The organism is Petrotoga sp. HWHPT.55.6.3 (assembly GCF_002895495.1).
Taxonomy (GTDB): domain Bacteria; phylum Thermotogota; class Thermotogae; order Petrotogales; family Petrotogaceae; genus Petrotoga; species Petrotoga mobilis.
Genome location: NZ_AZRJ01000028.1, coordinates 1 through 24,498 on the forward strand (window position 1 = coordinate 1; position 24,498 = coordinate 24,498).

22 protein-coding genes, 1 tRNA gene and 1 rRNA gene are annotated in these 24,498 nt (G+C 33.5%); 11 read left to right on the top strand and 13 right to left on the bottom strand.

Going from position 1 to position 24,498, the window contains the following annotated elements:
* Positions 1 to 108: ribosomal RNA gene (locus X926_RS07980) — 16S ribosomal RNA — on the bottom strand; the annotation flags it as partial.
* Positions 109 to 428: 320 nt separating this feature from the next.
* A complete protein-coding gene (locus X926_RS07985; protein ID WP_103065690.1) occupies positions 429 to 1,601 on the bottom strand; it encodes a type III PLP-dependent enzyme in 1,173 nt (390 codons plus the stop codon).
* 270 nt (positions 1,602 to 1,871) lie between these two features.
* Between X926_RS07985 and X926_RS07990 the strand changes: the two genes are divergently transcribed.
* The 3 genes from X926_RS07990 (at position 1,872) to X926_RS08000 (ending at position 3,676) form a co-directional block, all read left to right on the top strand.
* Positions 1,872 to 1,958 (top strand) — tRNA-Leu (locus X926_RS07990).
* A gap of 121 nt (positions 1,959 to 2,079) precedes the next feature.
* Positions 2,080 to 3,027, top strand: a complete 948-nt coding sequence (locus X926_RS10255; protein ID WP_199171198.1) for a GAF domain-containing protein — start codon at positions 2,080 to 2,082, stop codon at positions 3,025 to 3,027.
* A 13-nt stretch (positions 3,028 to 3,040) separates the two neighbouring features.
* A complete protein-coding gene (locus X926_RS08000) occupies positions 3,041 to 3,676 on the top strand; it encodes a CoA pyrophosphatase (RefSeq protein ID WP_103065714.1) in 636 nt (211 codons plus the stop codon).
* Here X926_RS08000 and X926_RS08005 read toward each other — a convergent pair.
* The 5 genes from X926_RS08005 to X926_RS08025 form a co-directional block, all read right to left on the bottom strand.
* Positions 3,653 to 4,900 carry a glycerate kinase gene (locus X926_RS08005; RefSeq protein WP_103065691.1) on the bottom strand — a complete coding sequence of 416 codons (1,248 nt, stop codon included), beginning with the start codon at positions 4,898 to 4,900 and terminating at the stop codon, positions 3,653 to 3,655. The genes X926_RS08000 and X926_RS08005 overlap by 24 nt on opposite strands.
* Before the next feature lie 12 nt (positions 4,901 to 4,912).
* Positions 4,913 to 6,256, bottom strand: coding sequence for a GntP family permease (locus X926_RS08010; protein WP_103065692.1), 1,344 nt, complete (start codon positions 6,254 to 6,256; stop codon positions 4,913 to 4,915).
* A gap of 23 nt (positions 6,257 to 6,279) precedes the next feature.
* Positions 6,280 to 7,389 (bottom strand): sensor domain-containing diguanylate cyclase, encoded by a 1,110-nt coding sequence (locus X926_RS08015; RefSeq protein WP_103065693.1) that lies wholly within the window; start codon positions 7,387 to 7,389, stop codon positions 6,280 to 6,282.
* Positions 7,390 to 7,485: 96 nt separating this feature from the next.
* Complete coding sequence (locus X926_RS08020; protein WP_103065694.1) at positions 7,486 to 8,454, bottom strand: ExsB family protein; 969 nt, start codon at positions 8,452 to 8,454, stop codon at positions 7,486 to 7,488.
* Positions 8,455 to 8,467: 13 nt separating this feature from the next.
* The gene (locus X926_RS08025; protein WP_103065695.1) at positions 8,468 to 10,525 is read right to left on the bottom strand and encodes a GGDEF domain-containing phosphodiesterase; all 2,058 of its coding nucleotides are present in this window, start codon (positions 10,523 to 10,525) and stop codon (positions 8,468 to 8,470) included.
* Between the two features lie 191 nt (positions 10,526 to 10,716).
* On the opposite strand from X926_RS08025, the gene X926_RS08030 reads away from it, so the two are divergent.
* Together X926_RS08030 and X926_RS08035 are read left to right on the top strand one after the other, a co-directional pair.
* Positions 10,717 to 11,595, top strand: coding sequence for an acetamidase/formamidase family protein (locus X926_RS08030; protein WP_369973689.1), 879 nt, complete (start codon positions 10,717 to 10,719; stop codon positions 11,593 to 11,595).
* A 30-nt stretch (positions 11,596 to 11,625) separates the two neighbouring features.
* Positions 11,626 to 12,504, top strand: a complete 879-nt coding sequence (locus X926_RS08035; protein WP_103065696.1) for an AEC family transporter — start codon at positions 11,626 to 11,628, stop codon at positions 12,502 to 12,504.
* Here the strand turns inward: X926_RS08035 and X926_RS08040 are convergent, their stop codons facing one another.
* Genes X926_RS08040 through X926_RS08065 form a run of 6 tightly spaced genes read right to left on the bottom strand, consistent with a single transcriptional unit; the run spans position 12,505 to position 18,718 of the window.
* Positions 12,505 to 14,061, bottom strand: coding sequence for a S9 family peptidase (locus tag X926_RS08040; RefSeq protein WP_158245230.1), 1,557 nt, complete (start codon positions 14,059 to 14,061; stop codon positions 12,505 to 12,507). It abuts the gene before it with no gap.
* 33 nt (positions 14,062 to 14,094) lie between these two features.
* The gene (locus X926_RS08045) at positions 14,095 to 15,327 is read right to left on the bottom strand and encodes a U32 family peptidase (protein WP_103065698.1); all 1,233 of its coding nucleotides are present in this window, start codon (positions 15,325 to 15,327) and stop codon (positions 14,095 to 14,097) included.
* Positions 15,324 to 16,676 carry a hypothetical protein gene (locus X926_RS08050; RefSeq protein WP_103065699.1) on the bottom strand — a complete coding sequence of 451 codons (1,353 nt, stop codon included), beginning with the start codon at positions 16,674 to 16,676 and terminating at the stop codon, positions 15,324 to 15,326. Before X926_RS08050 ends, X926_RS08045 begins: the two co-directional genes overlap by 4 nt.
* 6 nt (positions 16,677 to 16,682) lie before the next feature.
* Positions 16,683 to 17,660: an AI-2E family transporter gene (locus X926_RS08055; protein WP_233186714.1), complete on the bottom strand. Its 978-nt coding sequence runs from the start codon at positions 17,658 to 17,660 to the stop codon at positions 16,683 to 16,685.
* 37 nt (positions 17,661 to 17,697) lie between these two features.
* On the bottom strand, positions 17,698 to 18,252 hold the full coding sequence (locus X926_RS08060) for a DUF4416 family protein (protein WP_103065700.1): 555 nt from the start codon (positions 18,250 to 18,252) through the stop codon (positions 17,698 to 17,700).
* Positions 18,239 to 18,718 (bottom strand): hypothetical protein, encoded by a 480-nt coding sequence (locus X926_RS08065; protein ID WP_123821447.1) that lies wholly within the window; start codon positions 18,716 to 18,718, stop codon positions 18,239 to 18,241. Before X926_RS08065 ends, X926_RS08060 begins: the two co-directional genes overlap by 14 nt.
* 297 nt (positions 18,719 to 19,015) lie before the next feature.
* Here X926_RS08065 and X926_RS08070 point away from each other — a divergent pair, with 297 nt between their 5' ends.
* The 6 genes from X926_RS08070 to X926_RS08095 all read left to right on the top strand — a co-directional run bounded on the left by X926_RS08070 (position 19,016) and on the right by X926_RS08095 (position 24,497).
* The gene (locus X926_RS08070) at positions 19,016 to 20,695 is read left to right on the top strand and encodes a methylmalonyl-CoA mutase (RefSeq protein ID WP_103065702.1); all 1,680 of its coding nucleotides are present in this window, start codon (positions 19,016 to 19,018) and stop codon (positions 20,693 to 20,695) included.
* A gap of 54 nt (positions 20,696 to 20,749) precedes the next feature.
* Positions 20,750 to 21,151: a cobalamin B12-binding domain-containing protein gene (locus X926_RS08075; protein WP_012208388.1), complete on the top strand. Its 402-nt coding sequence runs from the start codon at positions 20,750 to 20,752 to the stop codon at positions 21,149 to 21,151.
* Positions 21,129 to 22,061 carry a methylmalonyl Co-A mutase-associated GTPase MeaB gene (gene meaB / locus X926_RS08080; RefSeq protein ID WP_103065703.1) on the top strand — a complete coding sequence of 311 codons (933 nt, stop codon included), beginning with the start codon at positions 21,129 to 21,131 and terminating at the stop codon, positions 22,059 to 22,061. The genes X926_RS08075 and meaB overlap by 23 nt, the downstream gene beginning before the upstream one ends.
* Positions 22,045 to 22,449 carry a methylmalonyl-CoA epimerase gene (gene mce, locus X926_RS08085; RefSeq protein WP_012208390.1) on the top strand — a complete coding sequence of 135 codons (405 nt, stop codon included), beginning with the start codon at positions 22,045 to 22,047 and terminating at the stop codon, positions 22,447 to 22,449. Before meaB ends, mce begins: the two co-directional genes overlap by 17 nt.
* Positions 22,450 to 22,534: 85 nt before the next feature.
* Positions 22,535 to 24,091 (top strand): acyl-CoA carboxylase subunit beta, encoded by a 1,557-nt coding sequence (locus X926_RS08090; RefSeq protein ID WP_103065704.1) that lies wholly within the window; start codon positions 22,535 to 22,537, stop codon positions 24,089 to 24,091.
* A 13-nt stretch (positions 24,092 to 24,104) separates the two neighbouring features.
* Entirely contained in the window at positions 24,105 to 24,497 is a 393-nt protein-coding gene (locus tag X926_RS08095) for an OadG family transporter subunit (RefSeq protein WP_158245231.1), read from the top strand.
* Position 24,498: the final 1 nt, after the last annotated feature.

Consider the following 24,498-nt stretch of genomic DNA (forward strand, 5'->3'; position numbering starts at 1 on the left):
ACCCGTTCGCCACTGGTTATACTTCCGAAGAAGCATAACCCGTCCGACTTGCATGTGTTACGCACGCCGCCAGCGTTAACCCTGAGCCAGGATCAAACCCTTCATCCTATACTCTTGGGCCTCCTCTATCTACTTTTCAAAGAGCTTCATTCATCAAGGGCTTTACCCCTCAAACTTACTTAAAACAAAAATTTATTTTTTTAAAAGAACTTGGTTTGCTTAAAAACGCAAACTTTAATAACTCTTTCATCCATCAGCGTTGTATATATTACCACATCTCTCTCCACTTTGTCAATTTCTTTTTTATGAACTTATTTGAAAATTATTGTGAATTGATAATTTTGTCAAAAGTCTCTTTTAGAAAACATTGACCTTGTATTTAAAAAAATGAGGCCTTCAAAACCAGGCCTCATTGAAATTTTACGCAATTAGCTCTGTACCTCTTCCATTAATAGTATATTGTTTCTTAACAAAGCTTCTAAATCTTCGACTGTGTATACTTTAAGAGGTTCAATTCCATTAAAAGATGTCGCATATTCATTGGTGTAAGCACCTGTATTTATGAAATATACTATATCATTATAATCAATATCGATTGGTAGCTCAATTTCATCGTAGATAGTATCCACACTGTCACAAGTAGGGCCAGCTAAGGTCATAGTTGTTGTCTCGGAATACTCTTTACCTTCCACCAACACTTCATACCTGAAATTTTCAATGGTTTCCATTAAACCGTGAAAAACCCCAGTATCTAAAAACACCCAGTTTTGTGTCCCTTTTCTACTCCTTAAAAGTACTCTTGATGCAATTATTCCAGCATTCCCAACCATAGACCTTCCGGGTTCAGATAAAACTCTCAATCCTTCCACCCAACCAAGATACTCTTTGATCGATTCATTTATTACTTCTCCAATTTCTTCTACTTCCGGAACTGGTTTTGTGTGTTTTACTGGAATGCCACCACCTAGATTCAACATTTTTAAATCGATCTTTTGCTTGTGAAGCTTTTCAAAAACCTCGCTGGCATTCAAAATTGCTTCCTTCCACTTGTATTTGTTATATGATTGTGAACCAACGTGGAAAGATACCCCATATGGAATTAATCCTTTTCTTTTTGCATATTTGAGTATTTCTATTAAATGATCTACGTCCGTACCAAATTTACCTGACAGTGGCCAATCCGAATCATTGGAGCTCATTGAGAGTCTTCCATATACTTTAGCACCTGGAGCGTTTCTTGCAATCTTTTCAACTTCCATCTCAGCATCTACTGCAAAATATTCTACTCCATTATCCCAGGCGAATTTTATGTCTTTTTCTTTCTTTATGGTATTTCCAAAACTCATTTTATCTGTAGAAATTCCCAACTTCATCAATTTCTCTATTTCCCCTCTTGATGCAACATCAAAAGAAGCTCCTAAATCTCTTAATGTTTCAAGTATGCTAGGATGAGAATTGGCTTTTACCGCATAAAAAATTTCCACATCGTTGATTGAATTTTTGAGCTTGTAATAATTTTCCTTTACATAATTAGTGTCTAATACTAAAAAGGGTGTTTCTAGATTTTTTGCCGCTTCTCTTATGAGTTGCGTTAATTCCAATTTATCCAACCTCCCTAAGTTTTTTTGGATTTTATATTGCCTTTAGAAACTCTAAAATTATCTTATTCATATTCGTAAACTGCTAAATTTTTGAGAATCCAAATTTCAAAAATCATAAATTTCTAATTCAATATTTAATACACAAAAAGTAACGCACAAACATTTATTTAGTTAATATATAATTATGCTAAGTTACATTATTAAATATCCGGAATGGTATTCACAAAATCCCTTTGTAGTGGTATAATTTAAACGAATGGCAGTTAATAAGCCGAGGTGGCGGAATTGGTAGACGCGTAAGATTCAGGATCTTATGGGCTTTTGTCCGTGCGGGTTCAAGTCCCGCCCTCGGCACCATCCACCTTTCTTTAAGAGGCGGAAGCTCGTTTCTTCAGAAAAGGTGATTTTTTATTTTATGATTCAATTTTGATATAATTTAAATAATTGTCGGAAAATCAAAAGGAGGTCCATTGTATTAATGAGAAGCGTTTTTAGAGATTTTACTGATTATTTTTTTGAAGTATTGACTTATCCAAAAGAAAAATGGAATTTATTTTGGCAGGATTACAAAAGATCTTTAGATTTTATAAATCTTTATCAAGAAAAAAAAGATATCAAAGATGATGAGATTGTTGAAAAGTTTAAAAAAATTGGAAGAAGGGAACTTGACAGGGCTTTTTGGTACAAGCAAGAAATCATAAAAGATTTAAAAGCTGATATCATCAAGGACCTGACAAAATCCTCTGAAAAGTTTCAAGTTGACAGGGGAGATTATGCGGTTTATTTAACTGTGTTCACAGGTAATAGCCCTTACGAATTTTTAGAATCATTCATAGGAACCATAATTGGTATAGATATACTTTATTTTTATTTCAACAGAGATAAGATCGACCCAAAAACCCTAATAGAAGAAGCAATAATGAAATTCATTAATTCTACACCACCCAATAAGAAAAAAGCTGATTTTTGGATTTTATACGATAAAATTAAAACGCTTATCAGTGACAAAAATTATAACGATCAGCAGAGTATTTTAAAATTAATTTCTCAATTGTTAGCTGAAAGGATACCTTATTATAATTGGGTGGGTTTTTACCTAGTCGATGAGACAGAAGATAATTCTCTTGTATTAGGACCTTTTGTTGGAGAGCCAACAGAACATACAAAAATTAAGTTTGGACAAGGTATCTGTGGGCAAGCAGCAAGTACAAAAACGACCTTCGTTGTTGATGATGTTAGCAAAGAGGATAACTATCTTTCATGCAGCCCAAAAACACAATCAGAAATCGTTGTTCCCATATTTGATAAAAATGGCAATATTGTTGGTGAAATAGATATTGATAGTCATGAAAAAGCCCCTTTTGATCAAGACGATCGATCATTTTTGGAGGCTATTGCGAAGCTTCTTTCGGAAAGATTTTGGTAAAAAAGGTGATTATGTGAATCTAGATAAAATTAAAGAAATTTTTAAGGATTATCCTCCTAAACCTATAGGAATAGAAAAGTGTTTTTCTGTGTTGATTTCGTTGATACAAAAAGACAATTCTTTACACCTTTTATACGAATTGAGATCCAAAACTTTAGAGAGACAACCTGGTGAAATTTCTTTCCCAGGAGGAGAAATTGAGTCCAATGAAACTCCAAAAAATGCAGCTATTAGAGAAAGTTGTGAAGAATTAAATTTAAAACCAAATAACATAGAAATATTGGGAGCAGCTGATTATCTCCTTACTCCCTTTAATTATTTAATATATTCGTATGTTGGCTTTTTGAATATAAACGTTAACACAATAAAACCTAATGAAGAAGTGGAGGAAGTATTCACTGTACCTTTAGAATATTTCTTATCTCATGAACCTTTAGTACATAACACTTATCTTACAAATGAAATAGATGAAGGATTCCCTTACGATCTTATCCCTAATGGAAAAGATTACAACTGGAGAGTTGGTAAATACCCTGTTTATTTTTATGTCTACGAAGATAGAATTGTTTGGGGCATCACCGCCAGATTGACCTACGAGTTTATTAAGAAATTGAAACGTGATGATTCAATTACAGAGAATAAAAGTTAAATCATTTACATTTGTGCCGGTAGGTCCTGTTATAACTAGACCGTCAATACTTTGGAGAGCATGATATGAGTCGTTGTTATTTAATACCTTTTCAACATCTATTCCTTTCTCTTGTAATCTGTTGATCGTTTCTCCGTCAACTATTCCGCCGGCGGCATCCGTCGGGCCATCTGTTCCATCTGTTCCTACCGAAGCGATCAAAACTTCTTGATATCCTTTAATACCTCGAGCTGCCGATAAAACCAATTCTTGATTCCTTCCTCCTTTACCCTTTCCCATAACATGAACAACGGTTTCTCCTCCTAAAATTATTGCACAAGGAGTTTTTAAAGGTCTTTCTCTTTCTTTTTCCTCTCTAACTATGGCAGCTAAAAATGATCCAGCTTCTTTTGCTTCACAATCAAGGGTAGTTGTTAAAATCATAGTATTATATCCCAAACTTTGAGCAATCTTGGCAGCACTTTCACAAACCTTGGCTACACTACCTATAATCCTTGTTTCAACGTTATTTAGATGCTTTGGAGTCTCATTTTTTAAGGCTCGTAAGATCTTTTCTGAAAGTTGTAAGTCATATTTTTTTATTATTTTTTCCACATCTTCGATGGTGGTAGAATCAGGGTATGCAGGACCAGATGCTATACTATCCAATCTATCTCCTAAAACATCAGATAGAACAAGAGAATATATTTTGGCAGGTTCAACTAACTTTGCAAAATTCCCTCCCTTAACTCGAGAGAGATGTTTCCGAATTGTATTTATTTCCACTATATTTGCCCCGGATTTTAACAACATATCTGTTACTTTTTTTAGGTCTTCCAAAGTAACGTCCTCAACAGGAAGCTCAAAAAGGGCTGAACCTCCTCCTGAAACAAGAAATAATACAACATCATCTTCACGTAAATTTTCTACCAATTCTATAGCTTTCTTTGTAGATTTTATGGTATTTTCATCCGGAATCGGATGACCTGCTTCATATATTTGAAGACCACCTATAGCACCTTGAGAATGGCCATATTTTGTTATAACTATTCCATCTTTTACCTTATTCTTTAAAAATTCTTTTGCTGCTTTGGCCATTCTCCAGGCAGCTTTACCTATAGCAACTATATGAATATTATCTTCTAAACTCAAATTCTCAAGTTCTTGTTGAATAGCTTTTTCAGGTAAAACAGAATCTATTGAACTTTTTATTATTCTAAAGGCATCTTCACGTAAATTTTTCAAACAATCAACTCCTTACAAAATCATTAAACTTATAATCCATATAACGATTGCTGCCGTGACTCCTTCTATTAATGTCCCCAGCGTTTGAAGCCTATAAGCTTGATTAACACTCATTCTCGAAAATTGTGAAACAACCCAGAAATAACTATCGTTGGCATGAGATACTACCATGGAACCAGCTCCAATGGCAACAACAGACAACGCTATTGCAGCAGGTGTGGTCAAACCTAGAGAGCCCATCAATGGTGCCATTAACGATGCAGTAGTTATTATGGCAACAGTTGAAGATCCTTGGGCCGATTTAATCGCTGCAGCTACGATAAAAGGCAGCCAGATACCTAAATTAGCTGTTGCTAAACCTTCGCCTAATACATTTGCAATTCCTGAATTTTGAAGGACTCTTCCAAATGCACCCCCAGCTCCTGTTATCAAAATAATAGATGCCGCATTCAACAATCCTTCACCTACCCAACCACTTGAAGAAAGCATCTTTTTATCTAATTTTTTGGGTAAAGTGAAAGCAATTAAAACTCCAATTAAAAGAGCGATTACCGGATTACCTACAAAACCAAAAAAGTTTCTAATAGCTCCGTCTCCAAAAGGTCTGGTTGGGAAATCAGAAATTGATTTTAAAAGTATCAATATGATAGGAACAACTATCGGCATGAAAGAATTAAAAGTTGAAGGGGCTTTCTTGGTTCTTTCCTCTATTTCGGAATCGCTTAATTCAGGTTCTGGATCTATATATATTCTTTTTCCCATTATATTGGCGTATAGTACGCCTATTAGCATAGCGGGAATAGAAACTACCAAACCAATTAATATAACCATCCCCAAATCTGCACCTAAGATACCAGCAGCAGCTATGGGTCCTGGGGTAGGAGGAACCATTGTATGTGTTGCATATAATCCAAGACTAAGGGCAAGACCGGTTGCTGCAAGGGAGAACTTTGCCCTCTTCGTAACAGCCCTGTTCAATGGGGAAAGAATTACAAATCCAGAGTCACAAAAAACAGGGATGGAAACTATATAACCTATTATAGCCATAGCCAACGGAACTCTTTTTTCCCCAGTTAATTTTAAAGTAGCTTCCGCCATCTTAAAAGCACCACCAGACTTTTCAAGGAAAGTACCAATTATCGTACCAGCGGCAATTACAATGCCTATACTTCCAAGCGTTCCTCCAAAACCACCGGTAATTGAATCAACTATTTCCGTCAAACCCATTCCAGAAAAAATACCGAACAAAATCGCAGTGAAAAGTAAAACTAAGAAAGGGTGTAGCGTTAACCTTGCAGTTGCAAAAATTATAAAAATAACAGATAAAACCAATAAAAAGATCAACCATATACCCATTAGTAATACCCCCTTAATATTAATTAATGTATTTCTTTTTGCAAATACATCCTTTTGTCCGCTATTTCAATGGCTTTCTCAATATCAGGAGCTTCTTGAGGAACAAGACAGTAGCCTATACTTATAGAAGATATTATCAATGTATCTTTAATTGTTATTGGGGTTTTAACAGTTGATTTGATCCGTTGTATTATTATGTCAATACTATTGTTCTCTCTTATTTCATTTATTATTATAACAAATTCGTCTCCCCCGTACCTATAGATTAAATCATCAGATTTAATAGAATTTTGAATTCTCTTTGTAAGAATTTTTAAAGCTTGATCTCCAATGGTGTGCCCAAAATTATCGTTAATCTTTTTAAAATTGTCAAAGTCCAGAAAAATAACCGCCTTATTTGAACTATCGGATTTATGTTGAGAGATATATTTTTCAAGGGCTTTCCTATTGTACACCTGAGTTAAGATATCTAAATCTGAACTTAGAAACAGTTCATTCAAAGAAAAAATCGTTTTTAAAATCCTATCTATATCTTCTAGAAAATAATTTATCAATTCTTTTTCAAATTTGGATACTTTTACTTCCTTAAACCAATCCACATTCAAAACACCTATTATCTCATTTTTTACCATAATCGGCATGCCCAGCCAAGACTTAGACAAGCTATGTTTTTGATTCCAAAGAGTATTATTTTTAGTATCTTTTATAAAAAGTATTTTTTTTGTATTGAATACCCTTTTTATATGTTCTCCGCTAATCTGTATTTCTTTGGCTACTTCTTCTAAGGGAAGAAAGTCTAAATTCTTTGACCAAAATAAAAATCTCCATTCGTCATTATTGGGAGTCAATAAAAAACTCCAAGAATCGGCTTTTAAAAAGAGAGGTAACTTTTCTATAATAGATTTAAGTGCATAATCCTTTTCGACCTCATTTTCTAAACAAGTAATAGCCGTTTCAAAAAGAGAGCTTTTAAATCGATTCCTTATAACTTTTTTCGGACTGGGAGGAGCGAAAGCAGGTGGTTTATCTTTTTCATTAGCGATTCTTCTAACATAGATTGCAGTTTTTATCCCTATATAAAAAACATAGACCAATATTAACAAAATTACAATAGAAATGATTATATATACCATACTAACTCCTTCAAATATTACAATTATCGTATATTAATCTTTTTTTCCTAAACATTATATCACGATTCTAACCCTTTGGATAGAATTGTGATTTTTTTATAACTTTTTATAATCCACCACAGCAAAAGTCCATAACTTGTAGTTTGAGCTTTTTACCCATTCGGCGCTTATGGGCATAGCAAATTCCGGAGCCAATCGCCCATTTAATATCCAATATTTTGACTCTTCGTTGTTATATATACCTGGATTTACCAAAATCTTCAGCTTTAAAGGGCTGTCTACTATATCAACAAAATCTATGGTATCTTCATTCTGAAGAAGATGTTTTATCTCTTCTAAAATTTCTTTAGAGGGTAAAGGTTTAACATTTATCAGAGCGATATTCTTTGAAAGAGGGCCGATAATTTTAACGTTTGCGATCTCTCTTTGAACATCGTAAAAATCTAGCACATCGTGAATTACTTCGTTGGCAATGATATCAGCTCTTGAATGATAATCTCTATTAACAGACATTTTTAATAAATGCTTGTACTTACATCCCTCTCTTATTTTATTCTCCCCGATTTTTGGTATCGTTATATTATAGTAATCTAAAATCTCTTGTATTTCTTCTTTGCTCAAATTTAAAAGGGGAGAGTATATCCCATCAAAAAACTTAATCCCCGTATTGCCCCACGAATCAGATAAGTTGGCACCTGAAGCAACTATCCCTTTATAAGAAAATTGCTTTACCTTCCCCATTTTTACAATTCTTGTACATTGATTACAATTTGGTCCATGGTACATTATCCCTTCTTGTTCTTCTTCGCCTCGTGAAAAAAATAATTTTAAACCCAACTGTTTGGATAAGGTTAAAACAGCTTCTAATCCTTTTGAGTAAGAATAACCACCAAAACAAACGTTCACTAAAGTAATCTTACTTTTAGGAAAAATATCTTTTGCAAGTAGGGCTACGACGGTACTGTCCATGCCTCCTGAAAAAGCAATATACAAATGTTTATTACCTATTATCTCTTTCATTTCTTTTTTGATAGAATCTATTTTTTCTTCAATCGTTTGTGTCATTTCTCTCTCCCTTTTATATATTAATTCTTTCTTTTTTCAGAAAAAGTCTGAACTGATCAAAGGATAAAGGCTTACTAAAATAATAACCTTGTACCTCATAGCACCCTTCCTCTTGAAGAAATAATAACTGTCCTTCACTTTCTACCCCTTCTGCAATAACTTCAAAGCCTAAGCTTTTCGACATTGAAATGATACTTGATACTAACCTTTGAGACGTCTTATCATGTAAAATATTATCAATAAAACTTTTATCTATTTTTATCTTATCAATATCCAATTTATTTAAATAGGAAAGAGAAGAAAACCCTGTTCCAAAATCATCAAGGGCAATCTTTAATCCAATTTCTTTTAAAGCCTTTATTTTTTTCTGAGCTGAATAAAAATCTTCAATGAATAGATCTTCCGTAAGCTCAATTCCTAAGTAAGAAGGATTTAAATTATACTTATGCAACATACTTTCAATGTTATATAAAAAATTCTCTCTTTCAAAAAATGATTTTGAGACATTGAAAAAAATTCTTACGTTTTTATTTAATGATTCGTTTATAACGCCTGAACTCTTTATTGTTTCTTCCAAAACAAAATGATCGATCCTATCCATGAGTTGCTTCTTTTTAGCAATATCCAAAAATTCATTTGGTGATAAAATGGAACCGTCAGATTTTCGCATTCTAATTAATGCTTCAGCACCTATAACATTCATCGAATTTGTATCTATTTGGGGTTGAAAATACATCAATAGTCCCTTATTTTCCAAAGCCAAATATATCTCATCTTCCACTTTCTTTTCAAATACAAAAATTTTCGATAATTCGGTGGAATAAAAATTGATAGATTTTTTTTCTGAATCTTTTAAAGCTATTTTTGCCTGATTTATCAAACCTTCTGGATTAGTTGAATCTAATGGATAGTTGCTTACACCTATCCTTATTTTCAAAAAAATTCTTTCTCCAAGTATTTGAAAAGGTTTTGATAAGTTATTTAAAAGGTTGGCCGCGAAATTTTCTAACTCATCTACATCTTCAAAACAACCAAACAAAGCAAACTCGTGTTTAGAGATTACGGAGACAAAGTATTTTTTATCAACAATTTCGATAATTTTCTTTGCTACCTCTTTTATAACGCGATTCATCGTTTCCAAACCATAAAGGTCAATTAACTCATGTAATTCATCAATTTTCACTACTAAAATAGCAAATTTCTTTTCTTCTGTATTTTTTTGCAGAACATCTTCAATTCTTTCGGATAAACCTTTTATGTTTGGCAAACCTGTCAAAGAATCATGTTTGAGTACTCTTGTTATTTCTTCTTCTTTTTTAACCCTATTAGTAATATCCGTATTTATAGCCATATACCCTATTACTTCGTTGTTGTATCCTTTAATTTCGAAGAAATTTGAATAAAGGAATATGACTTCACCGTTCTTTTTTCTATCTATTATTCTACCGCTCCAAAATCCTTTTGATTTAAGTTCTTGCCACATCTGCTCATAAAAACTTTTATCGTGCATATTTGAAGCCCAAAAGTGAGGATCTTTCCCGATAACCTCATCAAGAGTATAGCCGGTCATTTTTAAAAATGCTTTGTTTACCCTCACTACTTTATTGTTTTTATCAGTTATCACTATGGCCTGAGGAGAATTGTCAATTACCTCTTTTGGAAAAAATGTATCAGGACTCATCAAACCAAAATTCTTCTGGGGATTGCGAACCAAAACGTATAAAACATCTTTTCCGTTCCTTCTTTTTTTCTTTCCTATTAAATCAAAAGTATTAAAACCTTCTCTGTTGCTTTTCAAAGAAACTTTCAACGTCCACTCGGCTTCGTATTCACTGCTATTAACTTTATCGATAATTTTTTGGACATCTTCTTCTTTTATCAAACCTAATAACTCATTTAGATTTTCGGGAAGTTCGTGTTTTCCAATACCGGTGATTTGTTTTAAATTTTCTGAATAGATGATCTTACCACTTGACAGATCTATTCGCATTATTGCTCCTGTATACATCTCCGAAGCGGATTCATACATATCCAATAGCTCTTCTATTGCCTTTTCGTCATTTTCCACCATAACCTCTCCTATTAAAAATATTTGCTTTGAACTCTTTTAATCAGACTTTATAATAATAGATAATTAAAACTTGTATGATAAAATATACATTGATTATATTATAGTCTTTTTAATTATAAATAAAGATAAAACAAAATTTTCAAAAAGTATTCCTTTTATTTACAGAAAAAAACCAAAAGAGGTGATCAATGTTGATGAAAATCAAAAAAGAAAACTCTATATTTAGTTTTTCTAAAACAAATACTCCCGTAGCTAAAGTTAAACCAAAAGAGAAAATCTGTATAGAGACCAAAGACGCTTTAAGTGATGAAATAAGATCTGAGAACCAGTCTTTCGATTCAATAAACTGGGAAAAAGTTAATCCGGCTACAGGTCCTATTTTCATTGAAGGGGCAAAAGAGGGAGACGTTTTGGAAGTTAATATAGAAAATATAAAAATAACTCGAGATTATGGTGTAATGTTAACGGGCAAAGATATGGGAGCCTTAGGTGATTCTTTTGAACGAAGTTTTATCAAAATAGTACCAATAAAAGAAAACAAAGCTTTTTTGTATGACTATGAAATACCTTTAAAACCGATGATAGGGGTTATTGGTACCGCTCCTAAGGAAGGAAGTATCCCTTGTGGTACACCTGGAGAGCATGGTGGAAACATGGACTGTAATATCATTGGAGAAGGAACTACCGTGTATCTACCTGTGAATGTTGAAGGAGCTTTATTTGCTTTAGGCGATTTACATGCAGCTATGGGAGATGGGGAAGTTTGCGTGACAGGTGTGGAAATCCCCGCTGAAGTATCCGTTTCATTCAATATAATAAAAGATAAAAATTGGAAATTGCCTATGGTGAAAACTGAAAAAAATATTTATTCATTAGCTTCAAAACCATCTTTAGATGAAGCTTCAATTACAGCCACAAAAAACATGGTACATTTTTTGAGCCAAGAATATAAATTGAGTAAAGAAAAAGCTATGTTCTTACTTAGCGCTACTGGAAATCTTCAAATTTGTCAAGTAGTTGATCCTTTAAAAACTGTAAGAATGGAACTATCTTTAGAATTTCTAAAATAGACACTATAAAAATAAAAGGAGAGTAATTCAGTGACGGCACTTATAAATTTCGTAATAATAGCAACACTAGGAAACATATCCAAAAGATTTTTACCCAAAAATACGGGTGATATTCTAACAACTTTGATAATCAATTTTACTCTTCCCATGACTGTATTTATAGGTATAACTTCGTCTCATATAGATTTATCTAAATTATTTTTTGTTTTAATAGGCTTATTAGGCGGTTTACTGATCTTTTGGGGTGGAAAATTTTTAATAAGAACTTTAAAAATCGAAGATGTTAAAATAAGTACCGTGATACTATTAGCTTTTTGTGGATTGAATATTGGCCTTTTCATGTACCCTTTGGCAGAAATGTTATGGGGCATTGAATCCATAACTTACTTTGCACTTTACGACTTAGGAAACAGTTTTATAGTATTTGGAGTTGGCAAGTCTGTTGCTGAAGGAAAAGGAGGAAAGTTCCACATTGTAGACCTGTTTGAATTTCCTCCCTTTATAGCTTTAATTATAGCTTTTTTCCTAAACAGCGTTAATTTACCTGAATTTATACTTTCCCCGATGATGGTTATAAAAGACGCCAATAATTTCTTGATAATGTTTTTAGTAGGATTTTATTTCAATATAGTATCTCTCAAAGCCCACAGAAGGATCTTAACGATTTCTGTAACCACAAAGTATTTATTAGGGTTGATAGTTTCTCTATCCACTTTACTAATCCCTGTAAGCACAGACTTGCAAAGAATTTCTCTTTTTCTTTCTCCATTGTTACCAAGTGCAATGATGGCGATCGTTTATTCGGTAAAAAATAACTATGACTCCGAACTCGCTAGTAGTTTCGTGAGTCTAACAACTCTTATCTCCTTCATAATTGTATTTGTTGTAACAGCGATAATGGGGTTTTGATTAAAGTCCCTGGCTTTCCAACCAAAGTGCGATTTGATCGACTACTTTATCTTCAAATTTTAATGTTTGGAAGTTGACAAGCTCGTGAGCCATATTCTCTATGTAAACTATTTCTAAATCATTTTTCTTTTTCAATTCTTTTTCATATTCTTTTAAGAGCTCGTAGGGCGTCTTCAAATCTTGTGTGCCATTGATTATTAATAACGGAACATTCATATTCACAAACTTTTCTACCATACCTCGACTTAGTTCACTCCATCGAATTAAAAATTCTCCACTATAATAATCTAAATATAGCTCGTTTGGGTCTATTTCTTCTTTTTTCATACTTTCATTTACTTTTTTTGCCTCTGTCAAAACGTCTTCCAACATTACTATAACACTATCTAATGAATTGTCAGTATTAAGCTTTTTATAATAATCTATTTGATATTCTACTTGGTAAACTATTTGTTCTGTAATCTCTAGCAAAGCTGGAGAAAGGGCAACAGCAGCAAGTACTTCTTCTCCTTCAATTATATAAGGTAAGAAAGAAGCTCCTTGACTGTGACCAATAACAATTATTTTTTCTTTATTAACTTCTGGTAGGGTTTTTAAGTATCTTATAGCTGCTTGTGCGTCTTTGATAAACACGTCTGGCATAACCTTTGAAAAATTTTGCCCGTTTTTTGCCATGGTGAAATTTCTTTTGTCGTATTTTAGAACAATATATCCTTCTTCAACTAGGCCTTCTGAAAGGTGCAAAAAAGGTGTAAGCGTTCCAATAGTTTCATTTCTGTCAAGTGGACCTGAACCATGTACCAAGACAATACCGATTGCCTTCTTATTTTTATCAACTTCTTTTGGAAGCATCAGAGAACCTTCCAATTTAAAGCCATCGAAGCTGTCAAAAACAATCTCTTTTTCAACGTAATTTTTCGCTTTTGCTTCTTTCTTTTGCATTGTCACTTCAATTGATTGAGAAGGTATCTCAACCTTGGTGATTTTACCGTCTTGAAAGACTACATTCTGTGCTAAACCCGAAGACAAAATTACAAAATTTTGAGGATCTTTATACTCAATTTCCACGTCTAAAATTGCATTGTTCCAAGTTGTCTGGTTTAGAGACAATTGAGGAACAAATGCTGAATATTTACCTTCGGGCAGATTTTTATAATAAAGGGCGAATATATGGTCTAAAATGAAGTTATTATCTAAAATAATTACGTTTTCTACGTTATAATTTTTTAAATTTATACCGTTGAATTGATTTGTGACCTTTTTCCCGTTGTAAGTACTTACCAAAGTTCCTTGCTTTTGATTGTCAACAAAAATATCTAGTGAATATTCTTGAAATGTCCAAGAAACATCATATTTTGTTTCTGAAACAAATTTTAGGGTGTTTTCCCCTATATTTAAAATAGAGGTAGTTTTCCCTAAATAATTAGTTACATCAAACTCCACGATAATATTTCCAATCTCTGCATCGTTTTGATAAATATAATACTGATAACTTTCTGAAAAAGCCAGCATAAAGCTAAACATAACCGGTAAAATTAAAACAAAAAACTTCTTCACATACATCACCTCTTGCAGTTTTTTTAAAAACAATTACTTTTTATATTCTTTACTTATAGGAACTCGGATTAAATCACCGACGTCCAGGGAATTATACTCCTCCAAAATAATTTTTTGATTTGGATTAGCACTATCTATTAAACTACCATCTTCAAGATTTACTATTTGATCCAATAATACTTTAGTATTTTCACCTTTTTTGGTTACAATCTCTAATTCTTCACCCTTTTCTATCTTATTCCTGATATCAACAACATATTGATCTTCAGATATCTTTTCTATAATTTTCCCCACAAATTTGTAATTTCTAATGTAAGAAGAAGTCTTATAATTTTGGGAGTTTTCATCCGGTTTATGAAAGTAAAAACCTGATGTGTATTCTCTGTGACTAACGCTTTCGAGTTCTTTTTTTAAGCAATCGATAAGTTCCTTTGTGTATTCTTTGTTGTAATAGCTATCTATTGCTTGCCTGTATACTTTAGTCGTTACTCCTGCATAATAACTACTTTTCATCCTTCCTTCTATCTTTAAACTATCAACTCCGGTTTCGATTATTTTATCAAGAAAATCGATAGTGCAAAGATCTTTAGAATTCATAATGTAAGTTCCTCTTTCATCTTCAAACACAGGAAAATACTCCCCAGGCCTTTTTTCTTCCATTAAATAGTATTTCCATCTACAAGGCTGTGTACATTCCCCTCTGTTGGCGTCCCGCCCCGTCAAGTAATTACTTAATAGACATCTTCCTGAAATAGATACACACATCGCTCCATGTATGAATACTTCAATTTCTATATCTGGGACTTTTTCTCTGATTTCTGATATTTCTTTTAATGAAAGTTCTCTTGCCAATATGACCCTCTTCGCTCCTAAATCTCTCCACATAGAAACACTGGCCCAATTGGTGTTACTTGCCTGAGTGCTTACGATCAAAGGTAAGTTTGATATTCTTTTAACAATATTAAATACACCCAAATCCGAGATTATTACTCCATCCACGCTTAAATTTTCCAAATAATTTACATAATCAGGTAAGAGTTTTAATTCAAAATTGTGGGGTATTGCATTGAGTGTTACAAAAAGCTTCTTTTGTAATTTTCTGGCCAATTTTATTGCCTTTTCCAATTCTTCGTCTTCAAAATTTTTGGAAAATGCCCTTAAATTTAGAATTTTTCCACCAATGTATGCGGCATCGGCACCATAGTGATAAACAGTTTCCAATTTTTCGTAGTTCCCCGCTGGGGATAACAACTCAACTTTGTTCATGGTAATAAAAAGTTCACCTCGAATAAATAAGATATTATAAATGTCTCAAATTCTTCCTCACCATTCTCCAAGGATTTCCACTTCATCTCAAAATCTCCTATCTTTGTATTGAACAAGAAACGAAAAATATTGCTGTTGATCATACCTTTTGAGTTCCTTCCATGATCCCAGATGTAATTAAAATAACCTTTTTCAAAAGCTAAGGTTAAACCAACACTATTAATCTTGGAGTCCTCTCCATACTTGAAACCAAAAGGATAGTCAAAAAAAATTCTGGCATCAGGTGCGGAAGATAAAGCAATGGTTCTGTAGTATAAATTATCGTACGGATAATCACTCGAAAAAAAGTTATCTTCTATTTCATATCTCTCAGCACCAAGTTTAAATTTGGCACCTTCAAAATCAAAGGTTTTTGAAAGTCCTAAACCATAACCAGTGCTATTTGTGTCATAATTAAACGCATATTCAGTATCTATATTTATATCCCAAAAAGGGATAATTTTCATGTACCCACCATATACACCCACATCTGATTTTACAAACATATTTACAGGATTGGGTAACTCTCCCGCCACCTGATTCAATGAGCTTAATCCCAAATAAAGTTTTTCGTTTGGATTATAATTTAAACCATTATAAAAAACATTTCTTAAGGCGATAAACTCGTCAGCCATCGCAGCGTACTCTTCTTTTGAAAGCAAAGGCACCATGGATAAAACAGAAAAATCGTAATCTAATTTATCATTAAAAGAATAAGAAATAGCCAACGTATCATAATAAGGAGAGTTATTTGATAAAACGAGGTTGTATTTCATAGGGCCGTATGAAAGAGGGACTCTTCCCAGCAAAAAACTAAGATCTTCTTTATTGTAAGATAAATAAGAATAAGTGGGAAAATCCAAAGAGATATAAACCAAAGATGGAAGGTTGAAAAGATTATAATTTTCGTAAGTAAAGTAAGAGGTATCACCTAACCTGAAATCAGCGATGAACTGTGCATAAAAATAATCGCTATAATAGTTTTTGATTCCGAACGTGAATAAATTTCCGTTTTCTAAAACAAAATCCCTAAACAGGACTTCATTTATTTCTGTACTTCTATACCAGCCTGTAGATAGATTAAAATTATCAATAATTCTGTCTTCGTATTTTAAATCCATCGAAAAGTGGATATAATTTTCAAAAATTTCTGAAGAGCTTTTTAAATCTCCATAAATAGGATATTTTAAATAGACTTCCCCTAGTTTTTTAAAATAGTATTCGGGATCATTTTCTGTTAACAGATTGGCAGATGAGAAACTAAATATTGCCAACAAAATGGTTATTAAAAAAAGATAAAGTTTTTTCATTTAGTATCACTTGATTTTTATCACAAAATATTCCCAAAAGTTTCTAATATAAACAACTATCGGAAGGGCGATAAGAATGCCTAAAAAGCTGAATAACTCACCGAATAAAAGTATAGATATTATTATTACAAACCAATGCAAATTTAGAGCATTACTTTGGATTCTCGGACTGAAGAACCACATTTCTAACTGATTGGCAGCGGTTAAAATTACTAAACCTATTATTAGACCGATTAGCCCATTTTCGGTAAAAGCTAACATCAACAAAGGAACCGCCGAAATAACTACTCCCAAATAGGGTATAAAATCAGTGATCCAAGCCAAGATACCTAAAAAAAGTGCACTTGGTATACCAAAGATGAAGGACATTAACCCAATGAAAGTTCCTACCATTATAGCTGTCAAAAATTGTCCATGTACAAATCTTTCAAACTGTGAGTATGTATCCTTCATAAATTTCAAACCCTTTTCTCTGTCGTTTACAGGGTAGAGTTTCCATAAATTATTCTTCGTGATCGTTTTTAATGAACCTATTGCCGCAGTTGTTACCACCAAAACAATTGCTGAAGTTATCAAACTGGGAATGGCGGATAAAAGCTGGTTCATCAAACCTAAGGCAAAATCAGAAAGATTTTTGTTCAAATCGTTGATAAAAGTAACCAACCATTCTGGTAGTTGAGCCAATGCTTCTTCTTGTGGAATTGTTAAAGAGGAAAGCATAGAAAATAGTTTATTGCCTTCACTAATCACAACGGGGAAAAATGTGATCGCTGCATACAATACTAAACCTAAGACAAGTATATGTGATAAAACGGCAGATAATTTAGAATTCATAATCTTAGAAAATAAATTTTGTGGTGCTTCTATAAGCATAGACAAAAAGACACCCAAAATCAACGCTGCAATAATAAAAGGAGAAGAATGAGCCAAAAAAAGGAATACAACTAAATATATCAGTGATAACCAACCACCTTGTGACAACAATATTTTCACCATCCATTTATAGAAATTAATAAGCACATTACGATATATAATTTTTTCTTTTCTTCAGATAAATATCTCTGATAATATCTAACTCATTTAAATATTCAGGATCTTTAAAATTAGGGTAAGTGTATTTGAGAGGTTCCCATTGCCCGAAATTGTACATTAAGGTAATCTCAGCATATATACCTTTGCCAATATAAATCCTATTGCCCCAGTGTTTTGTGCTCGCTAAAACAAATTGAGTGTGGTGAAGATAGCCGATGTCTATATTTACTTTTCTTTTACCATCAACCGAAAAGTTATTCTCAATCTCATTCGTTATCAATTTCGCGTCCGGCAAAAAACCGGGAGAACTTAGATATTTAAAACTCACCAACCTTGATTCAATTCGTATATTTTTACCCATTTCTTCGTTATAATAATTGGTAAAGCGCTGAAAATCTAATGAAGAAGAAATATAGTCGATAGGTCCAAAATGTTTTTCGAGCAACTCTTTCAAACTCATTTTATAAAGCCATAAATCGGAATCTCCGGCAGTAAATATATGCGCCAAATAATTTACAAGATCTGGTGCCTTATTCACTCCCATACGACAAACTCACCTCAAAATCCTCTAGTTTTACAGTATATTTGACAAGTGGTGTTTCTATAACCGTTTCACCTTGGTTACCATGTATTTCTAAATTTTCTCCAAAGGCTAGTTGGATTTGAATATTCTGGTTTGGTGTAACCACAGTTTCGTTTATATATATTTCAGAAGGTCCTCTATTGATAACATTTAGGGTGTATATATTTCTTCGCAGTATACTGTTGTAAAACCTTAAATCTTGAATTAGAAAATAAAGAAAAATTAAGTTAACGATCAAGAATGCTACCATCAAAAATTGAAATATTCTAAGTTTGTTATACGTTGTATCTTTCTTTTTTAGCTGGCCTTCTTCTTTTAACTCTTCATCTTCAAAGATTACATTTATCTCTTCACCCAACATAGAACTCAATCTCTTTGCTACATCTGTCAAAGAGACTTTGGAGAAGTACTCAAAGTCTCCATCCATAAGATTTTCTAGGGTGGATACAGGTATTTTTAAATTATCGGCTATTTGTTTTGGGGTATAATTGGATTTCTCAATTAATGACCTAAGGTCTTTGTCAAAATGTGCTTTTATCGTTTTTTACCTCCTCAAACTGACTTTTTAAATTATAACACAATATTGCCTTCGTTAGTCAGCGAAATTATTTTTTGAAAATAAAAATTTGTAAATTTTAAAATAATAGGGTAAAATAATAATGACCCCGGGTAATGAAATTTTTTTCATAGTTCGTATAAAAATTTATTGTGGGAGGAAATTCCTATGTTTGAAAGAGAAAAAATCCATGTAATAGAAAAGTCAAAAAAAGAGTGGGAAGAGAAAAAAGTAGAACGTACATTGAGCCGATTCCCGGAAAGAAAAAAGGAATTTGTTACCTCATATGAAGATGAGATTGAACGGCTTTACACGCCTTTAGATATAAAAAACTTAGATTACATTAAAGATTTAGGCTTCCCTGGTGAATATCCTTTCACAAGAGGTGTACAACCAACCATGTACCGTGGTAAGTTGTGGACTATGCGTCAATACGCAGGATTCGGGTCCGCAGAAGAATCAAACAAAAGATACAAATATTTACTAGAACAAGGCCAAACAGGTTTATCCATAGCTTTTGATCTGCCAACGCAGATAGGATTTGACTCAGACGATCCCATGTCAGAGGGAGAAGTAGGAAAGGTTGGAGTAGCAATAGATTCATTAAGAGATATGGAGATTCTTTTCGACGGCATCCCTCTTGATAAGGTAAGTGTTTCAATGACTATCAACTCAACTGCGATGATTTTATTAGCAATGTTAATGGCTATTGCAAAAAAACAAGGTGTTCCTTATGAAAAGCTCAGAGGCACTATTCAGAATGATATTTTAAAAGAATACATAGCAAGGGGCACTTACATCTTTCCGCCTAAAGAATCCATGAAGTTGATTGTAGATATTTTTGATTATGGAAGTAAAAACCTTCCAAAATTTAACTTAATAAGTATCAGTGGCTATCATATTAGGGAAGCAGGAGCCAATGCTGTTCAAGAAGTAGCTTTCACATTGGCAGATGGAATAGCCTATGTCGAGGCAGCAATTAAAGCCGGATTAGATCCAAATGAATTTGGAAGGAACCTTTCATTCTTTTTTAATGCCCATAACAACTTTTTAGAAGAAATAGCAAAATTTAGGGCAGCTCGAAAATTATGGGCAAGGATTATGAAAGAACGCTTCGGTGTGACGGATGAAGACGCAATGAAATTGAAATTTCATACCCAGACTGCCGGCTCCACATTAACCGCACAACAACCTTTGAATAACATAATAAGGGTAACAATTCAAGCTTTGGCTGCGGTTTTAGGTGGTACCCAATCACTTCACACTAACTCTTATGATGAGGCTTTAGGACTGCCTACAGAACAATCCGTCACCGTCGCTTTAAGAACACAACAAATCATAGCCCACGAAATCGGAGTAAGCGAAACCGTAGATCCTCTAGCAGGATCGTTCGCTATAGAAAAATTAACTTTAGACATAGAAAAAGAAGCTCAAAAATATTTAGAAAAAATAGATGAGATAGGCGGAATGGTAAAAGCCATAGAGGACGGATACCCTCAAAAAGAAATATTAAATAGTGCTTATAAAACACAAAAAAGGATAGAAAATAAAGAACAGATCATAGTGGGGATTAATGAATACAATTCTGACAAAAAAGAAAAGATAGATATCCTAAAAGTTGATGAAGAACAAGAAGAAAAGCAAATAGAAAAGTTAAAGAATTTAAAAAGGCAAAGAGATACCACAAAAGTAGAACAATCTTTGAATAGATTGAAAAAGGCTGCAATAAACGAGGAGAATTTATTCCCTTATGTAATTGAATGTGTAGAAAACTATTCAACAATAGGAGAAATAACAAAAATTCTAAAAGAAGTTTATGGTGAGTATCGTGAAAGTACTACAATCTAATTATTTTTTTATATTAACCGAACCTTTGCCATACTGAAAGGAGGCAGCTTTGAAATGAGTACAAGAATTCGTGTCTTAATAGCTAAACCAGGGCTCGATGGTCATGACCGAGGAGCTAAAGTTTTAGCAAGAGCACTAAGAGACGCCGGAATGGAAGTAATCTACACAGGCATAAGAAGAACTCCGGAAGAAATCGTTGAAGCAGCAATTCAAGAAGATGTTGATTTAATTGGCTTATCTATACTTTCAGGTGCACACAAGAAGTTATGTCAAAAAATACTAAATTTACTAAAAGAAAAGGAAGCTGATATTCCCGTTACCCTTGGTGGAATCATTCCGGAAGAAGATATCCCGCAACTAAAGGAAATGGGAATAATCGAAATTTTCACCCCAGGTACTTCATTAAAAGATATAATAGAGAAGGTGAAAGATATTGCAATGGGCAGAAAAGTATGAACAATTACTTCCAAAATTTAAAGCCCATAATAACACCGCTTTAGCAAAGATGATATCTCTATTAGAAGACAATTATTCACAAACCTGGGAAATTATTTCTAGATTACATTCGGATATTCAATCAAAAAATTCATATGTAATAGGTGTTACAGGTAGTCCTGGCGTTGGAAAAAGCTCTTTTATTTCAAGATTGGTCTCATTTTATTCCAACAAAGGTCAGAATATTGGAATAATCCTGATAGATCCTAGCAGCCCTTTCAGTGGTGGGGCTTTTTTGGGAGATAGGGTAAGAATGTTTGATTTAACCAATGCTTCTAACGTTTACATTAGAAGTATAGCAAGTAGAGGAGCAATGGGGGGAGTTTGCAATTCGATTTATGATATCATTGATGTAATGAAGGCATTTGGCTTCGATACAATAATCATAGAAACGGTGGGAACCGGTCAATCAGAGATCGATATATTCTATGCTTGTGACACAACTCTTTTAATATTATCTCCTGATTCTGGTGATGAAATTCAAATTTATAAGGCAGGAATAATGGAAATAGCCGATTGTTATATTGTCAACAAGATAGATCTTCCTAATTCCAAAAGATTTTTAATGTACTTGGAAAATTATTTAGATTCACGGAACGAAGATCATAAAAAGGTTTTTGGCGTTAGCTCAATTGAAAACAAAGGATTTGAAAAAGTTTACGAATGGTTAGAAACTAGCAGAAAACACTTTCAAATCCATAATTTAAAAGAAAATTTAAGAAAAAAAAGTCGAGTTAAAAACTATCTTTTCCATCTGATAGAAAATTACTTGGAAGGTTATTCTTTAGAAAATCAAGATGCCGATTCCCTTAAAAAAGACGTTATAACATTCATCTGTGAAGAGGAGGGAAACGATGGAGCCAAAAATTGACCACATCGGAATTGCTGTCAATTCCATAGAAGAAGCATTCAAGTTGTATAGGGACCTACTTCACATTGAAAAGAGCACTGAAGAGATCCTTGAAGATAGGGGTATAAAAGTTACCTTTTTGTACATAAAAGATGTTAGAATAGAACTTATGGAGCCTATGAGAGAAGACTCTGAAATATCAAATTTTTTAAAAAAACGAGGCGAGGGATTCCACCACATCGCATTTCAAGTAGATAACATTAAAATGGTCTTAGAAAACGCAAAAAAAATGGGTTACAAAACCTTATCTGATGAGCCTAATCGAGGAGCAGGTGGAAGTTTAGTTTTCTTTTTACATCCAAAATCTGCTAACGGTATTTTAACCGAGTTTGTTGAATATCAAAAATAGCAATTTATGGAACGAAGGGGCGCTGACACGACGTTTTAGAGTTTTCAAGTATAGTATAAATATCGCAAATGAGGAGGTCTTATATATGCCAGATGAAGAACTAATTCAAAAAATAAAAGAGTTGAGAAAAAAGAAAGACTCCCTTCTTCTTGGTGGAGGGGAAGAGAGAATAGAAAAACAACATAAAATGGGTAAATTAACCGCCCGTGAGAGAATAGACGCTCTTGTAGATGAAGGTACTTTCGAAGAAATCGATATGTTAGTTAAACATAGATGTACATACTTTGATTTAGATAAAAAAGAGTTTCCATACGATGGAGTTGTCACAGGATTTGGAGAGATCAACGGCAAAAAAGTTGCAATTTTTTCCCAAGATTTCACCATTCAAGGTGGATCCCTTGGAGAAATGCATGCAAAGAAAATAATGAAATTACAAGATTTGGCTATGAAATACGGTATACCTTTAATCGGAATAAATGACTCTGGCGGAGCTAGAATACAGGAAGCTGTTGATGCCCTATATGGTTACGGTGGAATCTTTTATAGAAATACCCAGGCTTCTGGTGTAATTCCTCAAATAACCGTTATAGCCGGCCCGTGTGCAGGAGGGGCGGTTTACTCCCCAGCGATAACTGATTTTGTAATTATGGTGGATCAAACTTCACAAATGTTTATCACAGGCCCTCAGGTTATAAAAACTGTGACTGGCGAGGACATTGATAAAGAGAATTTGGGAGGGGGTAAGATTCATAACTCAAAAAGCGGTGTCGCCCACCTTTTGGCAAAAGACGATGGGCAAGCCATGGAACTTGTCAGAAAGTTACTTTCTTACATATCTTCAAACAATGTTGATCCTGTAGAACCAATTGATTACGATAAAAATTATGAATTACCCGAAGAAATAAACGAAATAGTCTCACCTAACCCGAAAAAAAGTTATGATGTAAAAGATTTAATCAATTTGGTATTTGATCCAGGGTCTTTTTTTGAAATTCATCCTCATTTTGCCAAAAATATTGTCGTAGGCTTTGCAAGATTGGAAGGAAAATCTGTGGGGATAATAGCCAATCAACCAAAAATCTTGGCAGGTTCTCTCGATATCGATGCTTCCGATAAAGCAGCCAGATTTATAAGATTTTGTGACTCTTTTAATATACCTATTATCACCTTTGTTGACACACCTGGATACTTACCAGGAGTATCTCAAGAACACGGTGGAATAATTAGACATGGAGCAAAGCTATTGTATGCTTATTCTGAATCCACCGTTCCTATGATCACAGTAATTTTAAGAAAAGCCTATGGTGGGGCTTATATTGCAATGGCTTCCCAACATTTGGGCGCTGATTTTGTGTTTGCATACCCAACAGCGGAAATAGCTGTTATGGGATCAGAGGGTGCCGCAAACATTATCTTCGCTAAAGAGATTGAAAGTTCTGAAAATCCCGAAGAAACGAGAAAAAGACGCGTTGAAGAATACAAAGAGCGGTTTGCAAATCCCTATGAAGCAGCTTCTAGGGGCTATATAGAAGATGTTATAGAACCCATCGAAACAAGAAGAAAGTTAGCTACTTCTCTTTCCATAGCTTACTCAAAAGTAAAACCGACTCCATCTAAAAAGCATGGAAATATTCCGTTATGATGGAGGAATAATTATGAAAAATGTATGGATTATTTCATTATTGGGAATATCTATAGTCTTTCTATTGCTAATAATTTTAATGGTGATCATTTGGCTTTTCCGTTTTTTCTTTAAAAGTAATACTAATAATTCGTCAGGTAAATCAAGTTTAGAAAAACCTCAAAAAGAGTACATAAAACCACCACAGGTCAAAAGAATTGAAAATGACGAGAAAAGTGATGAAGAAGAACTGTTTGCTATCGTTTCGGCTATAAGTAGCTATCTTACTCATAAAGAATTCAAAATTGAAAGCATTAAAGAAGTTCCAAATAAAGAGTTGAAATCGGAAAGGGCAATTAAAACAAGGTGGATGAAACACCAACCTTCTATTTCTTGGAGACCTTATTACAACAAAAAGTGGAGGTAAA

Bases quoted from the DNA above. Each gene is read 5' to 3' on its own strand.
- X926_RS08090 (WP_103065704.1), top strand. From the start codon at position 22,535: ATGCCAGATGAAGAACTAATTCAAAAAATAAAAGAGTTGAGAAAAAAG.
- X926_RS08065 (WP_123821447.1), bottom strand. From the start codon at position 18,718: ATGGATGGAGACTTTGAGTACTTCTCCAAAGTCTCTTTGACAGATGTA.
- X926_RS08020 (WP_103065694.1), bottom strand. From the start codon at position 8,454: ATGACACAAACGATTGAAGAAAAAATAGATTCTATCAAAAAAGAAATG.
- X926_RS08050 (WP_103065699.1), bottom strand. From the start codon at position 16,676: ATGAAAAAACTTTATCTTTTTTTAATAACCATTTTGTTGGCAATATTT.
- mce (WP_012208390.1), top strand. From the start codon at position 22,045: ATGGAGCCAAAAATTGACCACATCGGAATTGCTGTCAATTCCATAGAA.
- X926_RS08095 (WP_158245231.1), top strand. From the start codon at position 24,105: ATGAAAAATGTATGGATTATTTCATTATTGGGAATATCTATAGTCTTT.
- X926_RS10255 (WP_199171198.1), top strand. From the start codon at position 2,080: ATGAGAAGCGTTTTTAGAGATTTTACTGATTATTTTTTTGAAGTATTG.
- X926_RS08025 (WP_103065695.1), bottom strand. From the start codon at position 10,525: ATGGTGGAAAATGACGAAAAGGCAATAGAAGAGCTATTGGATATGTAT.
- X926_RS08075 (WP_012208388.1), top strand. From the start codon at position 20,750: ATGAGTACAAGAATTCGTGTCTTAATAGCTAAACCAGGGCTCGATGGT.
- X926_RS08010 (WP_103065692.1), bottom strand. From the start codon at position 6,256: ATGGGTATATGGTTGATCTTTTTATTGGTTTTATCTGTTATTTTTATA.
- X926_RS08060 (WP_103065700.1), bottom strand. From the start codon at position 18,252: ATGGGAGTGAATAAGGCACCAGATCTTGTAAATTATTTGGCGCATATA.
- X926_RS08015 (WP_103065693.1), bottom strand. From the start codon at position 7,389: ATGGTATATATAATCATTTCTATTGTAATTTTGTTAATATTGGTCTAT.
- X926_RS08070 (WP_103065702.1), top strand. From the start codon at position 19,016: ATGTTTGAAAGAGAAAAAATCCATGTAATAGAAAAGTCAAAAAAAGAG.
- X926_RS08045 (WP_103065698.1), bottom strand. From the start codon at position 15,327: ATGAACAAAGTTGAGTTGTTATCCCCAGCGGGGAACTACGAAAAATTG.